This window comes from Streptomyces sp. NPDC001530, from assembly GCF_042894545.1.
Lineage (GTDB): Bacteria > Actinomycetota > Actinomycetes > Streptomycetales > Streptomycetaceae > Streptomyces.
Map to the genome: position 1 here is coordinate 341,204 of NZ_JBIAVS010000001.1, position 14,686 is coordinate 355,889.

General features: G+C 71.9%; 10 protein-coding genes. 4 read left to right on the forward strand and 6 right to left on the reverse strand.

The window, feature by feature from the left end:
• The first annotated feature begins 31 nt into the window (after window positions 1-31).
• Entirely contained in the window at window positions 32-733 is a 702-nt protein-coding gene (locus ACFY0T_RS01610; RefSeq protein WP_388863740.1) for a FadR/GntR family transcriptional regulator, read from the forward strand.
• Between the two features lie 144 nt (window positions 734-877).
• On the opposite strand, the gene ACFY0T_RS01615 is transcribed toward ACFY0T_RS01610, so the two are convergent.
• The gene (locus tag ACFY0T_RS01615; RefSeq protein ID WP_388863742.1) at window positions 878-1,657 is read right to left on the reverse strand and encodes an MIP/aquaporin family protein; all 780 of its coding nucleotides are present in this window, start codon (window positions 1,655-1,657) and stop codon (window positions 878-880) included.
• A gap of 354 nt (window positions 1,658-2,011) precedes the next feature.
• Here ACFY0T_RS01615 and ACFY0T_RS01620 point away from each other — a divergent pair, with 354 nt between their 5' ends.
• From ACFY0T_RS01620 to ACFY0T_RS01630, 3 genes are all read left to right on the forward strand, one after another.
• Window positions 2,012-3,292 (forward strand): YbfB/YjiJ family MFS transporter, encoded by a 1,281-nt coding sequence (locus ACFY0T_RS01620; protein ID WP_388863744.1) that lies wholly within the window; start codon window positions 2,012-2,014, stop codon window positions 3,290-3,292.
• A 30-nt stretch (window positions 3,293-3,322) separates the two neighbouring features.
• The gene (locus tag ACFY0T_RS01625; RefSeq protein ID WP_388863746.1) at window positions 3,323-3,760 is read left to right on the forward strand and encodes an OsmC family protein; all 438 of its coding nucleotides are present in this window, start codon (window positions 3,323-3,325) and stop codon (window positions 3,758-3,760) included.
• A gap of 142 nt (window positions 3,761-3,902) precedes the next feature.
• Window positions 3,903-4,550 (forward strand): HD domain-containing protein, encoded by a 648-nt coding sequence (locus ACFY0T_RS01630; RefSeq protein WP_388863748.1) that lies wholly within the window; start codon window positions 3,903-3,905, stop codon window positions 4,548-4,550.
• A gap of 136 nt (window positions 4,551-4,686) precedes the next feature.
• Here ACFY0T_RS01630 and ACFY0T_RS01635 read toward each other — a convergent pair whose 3' ends face one another.
• The 5 genes from ACFY0T_RS01635 to ACFY0T_RS01655 form a co-directional block, all read right to left on the reverse strand.
• Entirely contained in the window at window positions 4,687-5,667 is a 981-nt protein-coding gene (locus tag ACFY0T_RS01635; RefSeq protein ID WP_388863750.1) for a GlxA family transcriptional regulator, read from the reverse strand.
• Window positions 5,668-5,896: 229 nt separating this feature from the next.
• On the reverse strand, window positions 5,897-8,104 hold the full coding sequence (locus tag ACFY0T_RS01640; RefSeq protein WP_388863752.1) for an MMPL family transporter: 2,208 nt from the start codon (window positions 8,102-8,104) through the stop codon (window positions 5,897-5,899).
• Window positions 8,105-8,342: 238 nt separating this feature from the next.
• Window positions 8,343-11,360: an alpha-mannosidase gene (locus tag ACFY0T_RS01645; protein ID WP_388863754.1), complete on the reverse strand. Its 3,018-nt coding sequence runs from the start codon at window positions 11,358-11,360 to the stop codon at window positions 8,343-8,345.
• Between the two features lie 29 nt (window positions 11,361-11,389).
• A complete protein-coding gene (locus ACFY0T_RS01650) occupies window positions 11,390-13,390 on the reverse strand; it encodes an endo-beta-N-acetylglucosaminidase (protein WP_388863756.1) in 2,001 nt (666 codons plus the stop codon).
• Between the two features lie 55 nt (window positions 13,391-13,445).
• Window positions 13,446-14,678: a glycosyl hydrolase gene (locus tag ACFY0T_RS01655; RefSeq protein ID WP_388863758.1), complete on the reverse strand. Its 1,233-nt coding sequence runs from the start codon at window positions 14,676-14,678 to the stop codon at window positions 13,446-13,448.
• Window positions 14,679-14,686: the final 8 nt, after the last annotated feature.

The following is a 14,686-nucleotide window of genomic DNA, read 5'->3' on the forward strand; positions in this document are numbered from 1 at the left end:
TGCGGCGCACCCGACAACAGGAGGAAATGGCGTGGACGAGCCGGCCCCGCAGAAGGGCACCGTGACGCAGCGCGCCATCGAGCGGATCAAGGCGATGATCCGCGAGGGCCGACTGGAGCCGGGGCAGCGGCTGCCGACCGAACGTGATCTCGCCGCCCAGCTGGGCATCTCGCGCAGTTCGATGCGCGAGGCGATCCGTGCGCTCACGGTCCTCGGTGTGCTGGAGGCGCGGCACGGATCGGGCATCTACGTCACCCAGCTGGAAGCCGGCGACCTGCTGGAGACCTTCGGTGTCGTGGCCGATCTCTCGCGCGGCCGGCGACTGGTCGAGCTGCTGGAACTACGCCGGATCCTGGAGTCGACGGCGACCGCGCTGGCCGCCGCGCGGATCACACCCGACCAGCTCGCCGAGGTGGAGAAGCACCTGACGGCGATGAACGCGACGGACGATCCGGAGGAGATCCTCGCGCACGATCTGGCCTTCCACCGCGAGATCGCGGCCGCCGCCGGCAACGAGACGATGGCGGCCATCCTGGAGGGCCTCTCCTCGCGCACCTTCCGCGCCCGCGTCTGGCGCGGCTACCAGGAGGAGGGCGCCTTCGAGCGCACCCGGCGCGAGCACGCGGCGATCCACCGGGCGCTGGTGGCGCACGATCCGGAGGCGGCGAGAGCGGCGGCGGCCGCGCACGTGGGCGAGGTGGAACAGTGGCTGCGGACCCAGCTCAAGCCGTGATCACCTGATCCGTCTGCCAGTTCACGCCCCCACCACGGCGGGCGACAGCACCCACAGGGACACGCCACCCACACATCGGGACCTGGGTGAGCGCGGACGAGAGCTCCGCCAGCGGGGCCTGCGCGCGACGGCGACGAGCAGTTCTCACCACCGGAACCGGTCACGGTCGGCGGGACCTGTCAGGGCGGCGGCCGCAGCGCCGATCACCAGGGCGGCGGCCAACGGGCCGACCACGTACGGCCACAGTGAACCGGGCGCCCCGGCCAGGAGCCAGGGCCCGAACTGCTGGGCCGGGTTGAGGCTTCCGCCCGTGCCGTGCGCGGTGCAGGCGATCAGCGCGGCGAGCAGCCCTCCGACCGTCACCGGCGCCGCCCCGCCCAGCGCCGGATCACGCGCCTGCCGTACGACCACGACCAGCAGGATGCCGGTGGCGATCGCCTCCCCGATCGCGACCACCGCGCCCGGCACCTCGCCGACGGGCTTCAACAGCGCGTAGTTCACGTCCGGATGGGCCACCGCCGGCCCGGCCAGGAATCGGCCCACGCCGGTGCCGGTCGCGGATCCGACGAGTTGCGCCGACAGGTAGAGCGGCACCTGACGGCCCGGCAGGTGCCGCGCGGCCCACAGGGCGACGGTGACCGCCGGGTTCATGTGGGCGCCGCTGACACGGCCGAGGGGCGAGGCCACGAGCGCCGCCACCACGGCGCCACTGACCAGGGCGTCCGCCAGCAGGCGGCGGTCGCCGGAGGCGAGGCGGGCGTGCAGCCACGCTCCGGGGTGGAAGAGGTGGCGGAAGAGGAGCGTCATGGCCAGCAGCATCAGCGCGGTCGCGGCGAACTCCGCCGCCCACAGCACCGCCGGACGCCGCGCGGCCCTGGTCGACGGCCCGGACGGGGGCCCAACACTTCGGGTGGATGTGGTCACGGTGGCCGGCTCCTGTGTCGCAAGGTGAGTCTCGCTGTCCAAAGACCACGGACACGCGCTGGGAACAGGCCCCGGACGGGGACAGACGGCCCTCGCTTCCGGACACCCGCCCCGGGCGACGACGCGGATGCGGACTCGTCGGATCCCGGGGATCCGGCACGCGGAGGGCATGGAGCGAGCCCGGCGCGGCGGCCCGGCCGACGCGATGTCCCGATACGAGGGCGGCATGTCCCGCAGGACGGTCATGGCGGGGGACGTGCACCGGGTTGATTCGGGTGTCCGGCCCACCGGGGCACGGACCGGGTCCGCCGCACGGCGGCGCCGTCGATCATTCGAGTTCGCGAGGAAGACACGATGAACACGTTGGGTGCGGGCACCGCCCGCCCGCGTTCGGAGTACATGGTCGCGCTGGGGCTGGCCGCCGGGCCGGTCGTGGCGCTGGGGTTCACGCGCTTCGCCTACGCGCTGCTCCTGCCCTCCATGCGGACCGAACTGGACTGGTCGTACGCGGCCGCGGGCGGGCTGAACACCGCCAACGCGCTGGGCTACATCATCGGAGCGGCCAGCGCGGCCTGGTGGTCGAGACGCCTCGGCGCCGGCCGCAGCTTCGTCGTGGGCATCGTCATCAGTGCCCTGGCGCTGCTCGCCTCCGGGCTCACCAGCGACTTCACCGCCCTGTCGGTGCTGCGTTTCGTCGGCGGCCTGTCCACCGCGGTCACCTTCGTCGTCGGCTCGGCCCTGGCCTCGCGCGTGCACACCGGTGGCCGCCAGCAGCGTTCGGCGGCCCTGGTGGGCGTCTACATGGCCGGGGTCGGCATCGGCGTGGTCCTCTCGGGCCTCGTCGTACCGGCCGCCCTCACCGCGTGGGGCGCGTCCGGATGGCAGGCGGGCTGGCTGCTGATGGGACTGCTGGCGCTGCTCGCCGCCGGGCCCGCGGCCCGGGCCGCCCAGGCCGTGCCGCCGGCCCCGCCGGCCGCCGCCGCACAGGGCGGGTCCGGACTGCGCGCGCTGGCGCCCTCGTTCGTCTGGTACGTGCTCTTCGGCGCGGGCTACGTCTCATACATGACCTTCGTCATCGCGCTGCTGCGTGAACAGGGTCTGGGCACGTGGAGCACCGCCGGATTCTTCATCGTCCTGGGCGCTTCCAGCGCGCTGGCCACCCTGCTGGTCTGGGGTCGGATCATCGGCAGGCTCCGCGGTGGCAGGGCTCCGGCGCTCGTCTCGGCGGTGGTCCTGGTCGGTGTCCTCCCGGTCCTGCTGTCCGATGCGACGGCCGCAGCGATGGTCTCGGCGGTGGTCTTCGGCTCCGCCTTCATGGCCGGTCCGACCTCGATCACCGTGCTGGCCCGACGGATGCTGCCGCAGCACGCCTGGACCTCCGGGATCGCCTGGCTGACGGTCGCCTTCAGCGTCGGTCAGGCAGTGGGACCCCTGATCTCCGGAATCCTGTCCGACTCCGAGGGCGGTATCGCCAAGGGCCTGTGGCTGTCCGTCGTCCTGCTGGCCCTCTCCGCCGCCGTCGCGCTCACCCAGCGCGAGCGCTCCACAGCCCCGTCGGCCACCGCGACCGCGCCCGCACCCGCCGCTCAACCGGCCACGCCCGTCGTGTCACCCGCGGCCGTCGAGCAGAACTAGCCACTCGAACCTCCGCGAGGAGGAAGCACCATGTCCGCAAGAACCGTCCGCGTCCGGGAGAACGGCCGCCTGGCCCGTGCGATCGACATCGGCCCGCACCGCCTGCTCTCCGACGAGCCCGTCCCCTTCAGCACCGACACCGGACCCACGCCGGTCGAGCTGCTTCTGGCCGGCCTCGGGGCGTGCACCTCGATGACCGTGCGCATGTACGCGGAACGCAAGGGCTGGGAGCTCACCGGCATCGAGGTGAGCGCCCGCACGGAGCGAAGAGTCGGCTCACACGAACAGATCGTCAAGGACGTGGAGATCACGGGCGATCTGGATGCGGAGCAGATCGACCGGCTGGCGGACATCGCCGAGCGCTGCCCCGTTCAGCGCATGCTCGGTGACTCGGTGGACGTCCACACCCGATTCACCGCGCGCCCCGCCGCCACGACGAGCACGCCCGCAACGCCCGTCACGGTCTGAGCGCACCGGGGCGACTGGCACCGCCTGACTCACGGAGCCGTTCGCCCCTTCGGGAATCCGCGACCTCTCGTGGCGCGGCACCCCGTCCCTGACGCTCCCGCCCTCAGATCCCTCTCGTCCCGATCCCTCACAGGAGAAACTCATGACCACGGCCCAGTCCAAGATCGCCGGCATCCCCGTGCCCGACAGCCGACTCGCCCGCGAGGCCACCGAGCTCGTCCGGGAAGCCGCCTCCCCCACCGTCTTCCACCACTCCTGGCGCGTCTTCCTCTGGGGGTCCCTGCGCGGCCTGTCCCGCGGGATCCACGCACAGCCCGAACTCCTCTACGTCGGCGCGCTCTTCCACGACCTCGGGCTGACCGAGCGCTACCGCCGCGACGACCAGCGCTTCGAGATCGACGGTGCGGACGAGGCCCGCCGCTTCCTCCTGGAGCACGGCATCAGCCCCGACGAGGCCCAGTTGGTGTGGCAGGGCATCGCGCTGCACACCACCCCCGAGATCCCGTGGCACATGGCGCCCGAGATCGCGCTCGTCACCGCCGGAGTAGAGGCCGACGTGCTCGGCATCGGCCTCGGAGAGATCGGAGAACGGGCTCTCGGCGAGGTCGTCGCCCTTCATCCACGGCCCGACTTCAAGCGGCGGATCCTCGAGGAGTTCACCGCCGGCACCGCCCACCGTCCGCGGACGACGTTCGGCAACGTCAAGGCCGACGTACTGCAGCGGTACCTGCCCGGATACGAGCGGGAGGACTTCGTCGACGTCATCCTCGGCTCCGACTGGCCCGAGTGATCCGCGAACCCGCCGTACGTGATTCGCGAACCCGCCGTACGCCGGCACCGCGGCACGTCTGCCTCCGGCCCGTCACGGGACCGGAGGCAGACGTCCGTCCGGGCGCCCTGCTGCGCGCCGCCGGTGTCCGGACCGGTCAGGCGCCGACCTGCCGCGTGGAGCGGAACCGGTCGCGGTACGCCCCGGGGGTGACCCCGAGAAGACGGCGGAAGGTCCGCCGCATGGTCTCCACCGAGCCGAAGCCACTGGCCCGCGCCACGGAGTCGAGCGGGTCACTGCCGCTCTCGAGGAGCGCCTGGGCAGCCTCCAGCCGGATGCGTTCCACGAACTGTGCGGCGGTCATTCCGGTCTGCGCCCGGAACAGACGGGTGAGGTGGCGCTCGCTGACGCCGGCCCGCCGGGCCATCGTCGAGAGGGTGTGGTCCGCGCGCGGATCGGCCGTGACGTCGTCCAGTACCTGTCGCAGTACGGAGTCCGTCCCGTACTTGGCGCTCTGCCGCACCGAGAACTGGGACTGTCCGCCGGGGCGGGCCATGAAGACGACCAGCTGCTTGGCCGCCGCCCGCGCGACGTCCGCGCCCAGGTCGGCCTCGACGAGCGAGAGGGTCAGATCGATGCCCGCGGTGATCCCGGCCGACGTGATGAAGCGCCCGTCGCGCACGAAGATGGCGTCGCTGTCGACGTCGATACCGCGGTAACGCGCGGCCAGGTCGGCCACGAACCGCCAGTGCGTGGCGGCCCGGCGCCCGTCCAGCAGGCCCGTGGCGGCGAGCGGGAACGCGCCCGCGCAGACGGCGGCCACGGTGCCGGAGCGGGACGCGAGGTGGGAGATGCACTCGATGAGCGGCGTGTCCGAGACCGCCGCCCACCAGTCCGGGCGGCCCGGCACCATCAGGGTGTCGACGGGAAAGTCGACGTCCTTGAGCGCCAGGTCGGGTACCAGACGCACGCCCGCGGTGGCCGTCACCGGCTTGCCGTCCACGGAGGCCGTCGCGATCCGGTAGTTGCCCCCGTACTCGTTGGCCGCGGCGTACACCTCCAGCGGGCCGGTCACGTCGAGGATCTGCACACCGTCGAAGACCACCATCACGACCTGATGAGACGGCACGGCGTCCATACCTGGATCCTTGTCCCTGGAGCAATACCCGGCAACCGAAGGGGCCGGCGCACGGCCGGTTCCCTCCGCCGCAGCGAGCCTGTCATGGCTGCTGCACCTGACGGCCCTCCGTACCGGACGGACCCCCCACACATGCGGCCATACGACACCCGCCTCCCCCGGGTCCGCAGCCCGTGGGCCCGGCTGGTCCGCGCGGACCGGCCGGGCCACACCCCGACGGGCTAGACCGTCAGCCGCGCACGAGTTCAGCCTCCGGCCGCGCCGTCTCGGAGCGTCGGCCCTCCAGTTTCCTGCGCAGCTTCTCACCCTCGACGTCGACGTCGGGCAGCAGTCGCCCCAGCCACTGCGGCAGCCACCAAGCCGTGCGCCCGAGCAGCGCGTGCACGGCGGGCACGATCGCCATGCGGACGACGAAGGCGTCGAGGACGACGGCGATGGCAAGGCCGAATCCGATCAGCTTCACCGACTGTTCGCCGGCTCCGAGGAAGCCGCCGAACACGGCCGTCATGATGGCCGCTGCTGCGGCGACCACACGGGCTCCGTGCCGGAATCCGGCGACGACTGCGCCGTCGGGGGTCTCCCCACGGACGTACGCCTCGCGAATCCGTGTCACGAGGAAGACCTCGTAGTCCATGGCCAGGCCGAAGACGATCCCGACCATGAAGATCGGCACGGTGCTCATGACGGGGCCGGGCTGGTCGACGCCGAACAGGTCTGCGGCCCAACCCCACTGGAAGACGGCGACGACGGCGCCGAGGGCCGCGCCCACGGAGAGCAGAAAGCCGAGGGCCGCCTTGAGCGGGACGAGCACCGAGCGGAAGACCACCATCAGCAGGAGAAAGGCGAGGCCCACGACCAGGGCCAGATAGGGCAACAGGGCGTCGCTCATCTTCTTCGAGAAAGCGACCTTCATGCCGGTCTGCCCGGTCACCAACACCCGGTCGCCGGTCGCGGACTTGATGTCCGCGCTCGTGTCGCGGATCTTTCCGACGAGTTCCTCGGTCTGCTTGCTGCCCGGACCGGACGACGGCACCACGGTGATCGTGGCCGTGTCGCCCGACTTGTTGAAGGCCGCGGGGCCGACGGCGGCCACGCCCGCCACCCGGTGCACCGCCGCGACCGTCCGTTGGGCCGCGCTCCGGACGTCGCCGCCGTCCTTCGCGTCGACGACGAGGACCAACGGTCCGTTGTGGCCCGGCCCGAAGCCGACGGAGAGCATGTCGTACGCCTTGCGCTGGGTGGTGTCGGCGGACAGGGAGCCCTCGTCGGACAGGCCCAGTTCCAGGGAGGCGGCCGGTATCGCCAGGGCCCCCAGGCCCACCACCCCCGCCACCAGCACCGGGAGGGGACGCCGAAGGACGAGAGCCGCCCAGCGGGCGCCCGCGGTGGGCCTGGACCCGCGCTTCTTCGGTCGGCCCTTGCGTTCCCTGCGACCGACGATGCGCTTGCCCGCGAGACCGAGCAGGGCGGGCAGGAGGGTGAGCGCGACCAGCACGGCCAGCGCGACCGTACCCGCGGCGGCGAGCCCCATCTTGGTCAGGACCGGTATGCCGGCCACCGAGAGGCCGGCCAGGGCGATCATGACGGTGAGGCCGGCGAACACCACCGCGGAACCGGCGGTGCCGAGCGCACGGCCCGCGGCTTCCTCACGGTCATGGCCCTCGGCGAGTTCCGCCCGGTATCGGGTGACGATGAACAGCGCGTAGTCGATGCCCACCGCGAGTCCCAGCATCATCGCCAGCGTGGGCGTCGTGTCGCCGAGGTCGAGGGTGTGGGCGAGCGCCCCGATGGTGGACACGCCGACGCCCACGCCGAAGATGGCGGTGATCAGCGGGAGACCGGCGGCCACCAGTGATCCGAAGGTGATGAGCAGCACGAACGCCGCGATGACGAGACCGATGGTCTCCGAGCCCTGCTCCTCCTTCGGCTGCAGGACGCTGCCCCCGACCTCGACGGCCATCCCGCTGTGCCGTGCGGACTGTGCCGTGTGCCGCAGGGAGTCCTTGGTCCGTTCCGTGAGCGACGCCACGCCGGTCTTGTAGGTGACGGTCGCATAGGCGGTCGTACCGTCCCTGCTGACCGTATGGGCACGGAACGGGTCGGCCACCGAGGCGACCTGCGTGGAACCCTGCCGCAGCTCAACGGCTGCTTTCTCGATCACCGTCCGGGCGGCGGGACCGGTGAGCTTGCGTCCCTCCGGCGCCTGGAAGACAAGGCGGGCGGAGGCGCTGTCCGGGGCGGGGCCGGGGAAGCGCTCGTCCAACAGGTCGAAGGCCCGCTGGGCCTCGGTGCCGGGCATGGAGAAGGAACTCGGCTCCGGAGGGGTGGCGGTGGCCACACCGAGTCCGGCGAGCACGAACAGCGTCACCCAGGACAGGACGACGAGGAGTCGATGTCTGAAACTCGACCGACCCAGCTTGTAGAGGAATGTGGCCACGCGGGAGTGCTCCGCTCATGTCGATGTGATGCTTCGGGGGGAGCGCGCCTGGACCGGGGCCCAGGGCACCCGTCCAGCCTCGCTTCGCCCGGAGCCGCCGCCGTCAGCACTCATGACGACGTTTCCGCTCCGTCGCGCGGACGAGGCAGCCGGGGCCTCGTCCTCGCGACGGAGGCCTTCCCGGGCCGCCACGCCGGGCCGCCCGGGAAGAGCCCGGACGGCCCGGGGCGTGAAGGCTTCAGCCTCGCTCGAGCCGGAGCGTCACCAGCTCGAACGGCCGCAGCGAGAGTGTGATCCGGTCCTGGCTCCGCTCGGGCTGCGCGGCATCCGGCAGCGGCCGCTCCAGCAGGTCCGTCACCGTCACCCCGGCCACCTCGAAGCCCGCCCTGAGCGTGGCCCGTGTCCGGCCGCCGCGGGACTCGTGGAAGCGGATGACCACGTCACCGCTGCCGTCGTCGGCCAGCTTGAGCGCGGTCACGACGACCGCGTCCTGGTCGACGCTCACCAGTGGCGCGACCTCCCGGGAACCGGTCACCCGGCGCTCCGGCAGATTGATCCGCCACCCCTCGCGCACCGCGTCGCCGATCGCCGCGCCCGGCACCAGGGCGTGCCGGAAGCGGTGGACGCCCTGGTCGGTCTCGGGGTCGGGGAAGCGCGGGGCGCGCAGCAGCGAGACCCGCACGGTGGTGGTCGTACCGGAGTCGCTGGCACGGACGGTCCGGGTGACGTCGTGCCCGTACGTCGAGTCGTTGACCAGGGCGACGCCCCACCCCGGTTCCTCGAGGTGCACGAACCGGTGGTTGCACGCCTCGAACTTGGCGGCCTCCCATGACGTGTTGGTGTGCGTCGGCCGGTGGAAGTGCCCGAACTGGGTCTCGGAGGCGTACCGTTCGGCGTGCACGTCGAGCGGGAAGGCGAGCTTGAGGAACTTCTCGGTCTCGTGCCAGTCGACCTCGGTGTCGATGCCGAGCCGCCGCCGGCCCGGCGCGAGCGACAGCAGCTGGGTGACCCGCGACGCGCCGAAGGACCGTACGATCCGGACCGACACGCCGTCCTCACCAGGCACGACCTCGTCCGCGTCGACGAGGTCGGTGACCGTGTTGCGGTAGAACTCGTCGACGTCCCAGGCGTCCCACATGTTCGGGAAGTCGGGGTGGATCTGCAGCAGGTTGGCGGCCTGTCCGGGCGCGATCGTCTCGCGGTCGGCGACGAGGTCGTACGCGGAGACGACGAGCCCTCGCCCGTCGATCTCGATGCGCAGCAGGCCGTTGTCGAGGATGTAGCCGCCGTTCACGCGCGGGGCGAGCGCGGCCTCGCCCTCGACGTGGGGTGCACCGGCGCCGCCCGCCGGGACGCCGTCCCGGGTGTGCGGCGCCGAGTTGAACACCAGCGCCGTCGATCCCTCACCCGCCAGCGCGCGCTGGGCCGCGTCGATGATGCCGCCCAGCTCCTCGGCGACCCGCTCGTACGTCTTGCGCGCTTCCCGGTGCACCCAGGCGATGGACGAACCAGGCAGGATGTCGTGGAACTGGTGGAGCAGCACCGTCTTCCAGATACGGTCCAACTCCTCGTACGGGTAAGGGAATCCGGTCCGTACGGCCGCGGTCGCCGCCCACAGTTCGGCCTCGCGCAGGAGGTGTTCGCTGCGGCGGTTGCCCTGCTTGGTCTTCGCCTGGCTGGTGAGGGTGGCGCGGTGCAGTTCCAGATACAACTCGCCCACCCACACGGGGGCGTTGGGGTATTCGGCCGCCGCCTTCTCGAAGAACTTCTCGGGGGTCTCCCACACCACGGTGGCGGAGCCTTCGAGGTCGCGGAGCCTGGCCGCCTTGGCGACCATCTCGCGGGTGGTGCCGCCGCCTCCGTCGCCCCAGCCGGTGGGGGCGAGGGAGTGCCGGGCGACGCCCTTGTCCTTGAAGTTGCTCGCGGCGTGGGCGATTTCGCTGCCCTTCATGGAGCAGTTGTAGGTGTCGACGGGCGGGAAGTGCGTGAAGATCCGGGTGCCGTCGATGCCCTCCCACTGGAAGGTGTGGTGCGGGAACTTGTTGGTCTGCGACCACGAGATCTTCTGCGTGAGCAGCCACTTGGAGCCCGCCGCCTTGATGATCTGGGGCAGTCCGGCGGCGAAGCCGAAGGTGTCGGGCAGCCAGGCCTCGTCGTTCTCGATGCCGAACTCGTCGAGGAAGAACCGCTTGCCATGCACGAACTGACGGGCCATCGCCTCCGAGCCGGGCATGTTGGTGTCCGACTCGACCCACATGCCACCGGCGGGCACGAACCGCCCGTCGGCCACCGCCTTCTTCACCCGCGCCCACACCTCGGGCCGGTGCTCCTTCACCCAGGCCCACTGCTGGGCCTGCGACATGGCGAAGACGAAGTCGGGCTCGTCCTCGAGGAGTGCGGTCATGTTCGAGGTCGTGCGCGCCACCTTGCGGACGGTCTCGCGCAGCGGCCACAGCCACGCCGAGTCGATGTGCGCGTGCCCGACGGCGCTGATGCGATGCGCGGAGGGGACGGCGGGCACGGACAGGACGTCCGACAGGCGCGCGCGTGCCGCGGCCGCAGTGCCTCCCACGTCCTGAAGGTCCACCGCGTCCAGCGCCCGCTCCACGGCCCGCAGGATGTCCCAGCGCCGCGCGGACTCCACCGGCAGCTCGGCCATCAGCTCGCCGAGGACCTCCAGGTCGATGACGAGCTGCCACACGGTCTCGTCGAAGACCGCGAGATCCATGCGTTCCAGCCGGTACTGCGGCTCGCTGCCCGCCGTCTCCTTGTCGCCCAACTGCGTGGGCAGGAAGGGGTGGTAGTCGAGGATGACCGGGTTGGAGGCGGCCTCGATGTGCAGCCGGACCTCCTCGCCGCCCTCGACCGGGGCGCCGATCCGCACCCACTGGTTGCGCGGGTTGAGGCCCTTCACCGGAGTGCCGTCCGGGCGGTAGACGAGACCCTCGCACTGGAAGCCCGGCATGTTCTCGTCGAAGCCGAGGTCCAGCAGGGCTTCGACGGTCTTTCCGGCCCACGCCTGCGGGACGGTCCCGGTGACGCGGAACCAGCTGGTGCCCCATGGAGCACCCCAGCGCGCGCCCACCTCGATCGGCTCCGGTACGGCCGCGAGCCCTTCGGCGACCGGTACCGGCTCGCCGGGCGCGTGCCACACCGCCACGTCCAGCGGTAGGGACTCGGGGTACACGGCGGGGCGTATGCGCTCGTCAAGGACGCGCTTGAGGCGGGCTTCGACCAGGGTGCGGTCGTCATGCATGAGAGTGCTCCGTGGGGTGAGGGTGCGGGCTACCAGGTGTGGGTGGTCGTGGCGGGCGTCGAGACGCTGAACAGCTCCCCCACCGCGCGCAGTTCGAACCGCGCGGCCGACTCACCCTGCTCGGGGGCGAGAGAGCCGACGTAGAACGCGCGCTGGCAGGTGCCGCCGAGGAAGCGGCGTGTGCCGTCGGGGAACGTCCGGTACAGCTCGTAGTGGCGTACGGGGCCGGGCGCGGCCTGCCAGGCGAAGCGCAGGTTGCCTCCGTCGGCGTCGGTGACGCGCAGGTCGGTGGGCGCGGCGGGGTTCACCACCGCGTCCCGGACGGCGAGCCCGCCAAGGCGCCAGCGCACGGGCCCGCCGGTGCCGGTCAGCCGGACGCCGAGCGCGCGCACGGTCCCCGACAGGCCGGTGAGCCGCACGGTCGAGGTCTCCCAGCCGCCGCTCGCGCTCAGGGGGAAGTACGTGTACGGGGGCACCCCACCCGCCGTGCCCGGCTCGGCGGTGGCGACGGCGAGCTCGACCCGCACCGCTCCGGAGTCCACACGGTGCGTCAGCTCGACCACCGTGTCCGAGCCGAGCGGCAGCCGTGTCGCGTACAGGTCCAGCGTGGCGGGTGCGTCGAGGGCGCCGTCGACCAGGAGACTGCTGCCGCCGCGCCAGGCGTCGGCGAAGTCGAAGGTGACGGCGGGGCGCCCGCCGCTGGTTCGCACGACCCAGCGGCGGGACGGCAGTCGGTCCTGGAGACCGAGATGGTTCCATGCGGCGTCCGAGGTGACCTCGCCGTTCTCGTGCCACTTCAGTCCGTGGCCCGTGTTGAAGACGGTCGCGAAGGGCATGGAGGTGACCGTCGAGCGGTCGGCGACGGAGACGGCGGGGGCGCGCCAACTGGCCGTGGTGTCGGGCTTGGCGGGGTCGAGGGAGGAGCCGGTCCAGAACCTGTCGTCGGCGGCGTGGAAGTCGCCGGGTGTGCGGCTGGCGGGCAGGTGGTTGCGGGTCCATTCGGGCCGGTAGAAGCCGATGGAGGTGATGTGCGCCCTGTTGGTCGGCACGATCGCGTCCCAGTTCACGGACGTACTGGTGCCGTTGGCCTCGACGTCGACGCCCGCCCACAACTCGTAGCGGTTGCGCCCGAGTTGCTGGGCCGTCGCTCCCGAGGACGCCAGACTGCTCTGGGACCAGCGGAAGTCGATGAACATGGAGTCGGCGGCCTGGAAGAACGCCTTGTTCTGGTTGTTCAGCGCCCCCTGCCAGCTCACCGAACCGCTCGTGGTCATCGAGTCGTACCAGGTGACGCGCTGCCCCTTCGCCGACCCGAGGGCCTTCAGCTCCTTGAGGAAGCCCAGCATGTCGGTGGCGAGCGCGGTGTTGCCGCCGCCGGTCTCGGCGTTGACGAACCAGCCGTCGAAGCCGTACGCGGCGGCGACGGCGACCAGTTGCGCGGCGAGCGGGTAGTGCCCGGTGGCGTCCTTCTGGACGAGGTCGCGGGTCCACTGGAGCTGGCCGCCGTAGGCGACGGGCGGCAGGAAGACATTGCCGAGGACGGACACGCCGTGCCGGTGGGCCGCGTCCACGATCGGCGCGTTCGGCGCGAGGATCAGGCCCTCCCCGGACGAGCCGCCCCAGAAGACGAGTTCGTCGACGTACGCCCAGTGGGTGAGGGCGTAGTAGTCGGCGGTGGCCGCGCCCTGCGAGGGATTGCTCGACGTGGGGCCGAAGGAGACCAGGGACTGGATGCGCGCCTGGCCGGAGCGGGCCGTCGTGTTCGCGGGCGTCGGCGTGAAGCGCGCGGCGAGCGGCACGGACGCCGCGTTGAACGCCAGGTCCGTGTCGCTGTCGGCGCGCCAGGCCTTGAGGCTGCGCCAGGTGATGCCGCTGCCGGGGCTGCCCGAGGGCAGTGAGTCGGGGTACCAGTAGGAGGCGTACGGCCGGAGGTCGCGGGGCGCCGCGGCCGCCGTACCCGACAGGCCGGGGACGAGTCCCGCGGCCACTCCCGCTCCGGCGAGCAGGACGGTGCGTCTGCTGAGGTTCACTGTGTGCTCCGTATCGTTGGGGGACGGACTACGGTGCTTTCGGTGGTGCCTGCGGTCACTGGATGACCTGATCAGGGGTGACGACCTCGGTGATGCCCCGGACCGCGAGGTGTTCCGTGTCGTCGGCGCGGCTCGCGAGGACGGCGGTGGGACGGGCTCCGTCGGCGGTCAGCCGGGCGAAGGCCTCGAAGACCGGGCCGCCGGGTGCACAGACGGAACGGCCGGGTGCAGTGTCGACGACCAGTGCGGTGGTGCGCGCGGCGGGTGCGACCGGCCGGCCCTGCTGGGCGATCCGGGCGATCGCCTCCCCTGCGGGCTTGGTCCGCCGGTCACTGGTCAACAGGCCCAGGCTGTACTCAAGTTCGGGGAAATCGGCGAGGTCGCGGCTGACGTCGTGCGAGCACCACCAGGTCACGCCCCATACGTCGGGGCAGTCGAGGGCGTTCGCGACGGTCGCCTCGGTGAAGGCGGCCGCGTGCTCGGCGGGGATCAGCGGGGCGGGCGCGCCGACCTCCTGCAGCCAGACCGGGCGGCGCGGGTCGTCCGCCCAGGCCTTGGACAGCTCGATGAGGTACACGGCGTGGTGCTCGGTGGCGACGCCCGTCCGGCCGTGCCGCTGCGCCGTCCCGTTGAACACCCACGAGTGCACGGCGGTGACCGCGCCGAGCCGGGCCGCGTGCTCAGGCGTGAACGGCTGGTCGTCCTGGTACCAGGCGGCGTCGTAGGAGGCGTGCAGATGCAGCTTGCCCGGGGCGCCCTGCGCGCAGGCGGCGAGCAGGCGCCGAAGCCATGCCTCCGCCTGCTCGGGTGTGATGCGGTCCGGGTCGGGGTGCGGTCCGGCCGCGAACTGGTTGACCTCGTTGCCGATGGTCATGCCGATGAAGTTCGGCCGGTCGGCGAGCGCGGCGGCCAGGGTGCGCAGGTACGCGGCCTCCCCCTCGACCACCTCCGGATCGGTGAAGATGTTCCGCCGGTGCCAGGTCTGCGTCCACGCGGGCAGGAAGTCGAAGCTCGACAAGTGTCCTTGCAGTCCGTCCACGTTGATGTCGAGCCCGCGTTCAGCGGCCGCGTCGGCGAGCGCGACGAGCTGTTCGACGGCGCGCGGGCGGATCAGTGTGCGGTTGGGCTGGAAGTAGGGCCACAGCGGGAAGACCCGGATGTGGTCCAGGCCGAGCGCGGCGATCGAGTCGAGATCGGCGCGTACCGCGTCGAGGTCGAAGTCGAGCCAGTGGTGGAACCAGCCCTGGCTCGGGGTGTAGTTGACGCCGAAGCGCACGGCAGCAGGCATGCGGGGGT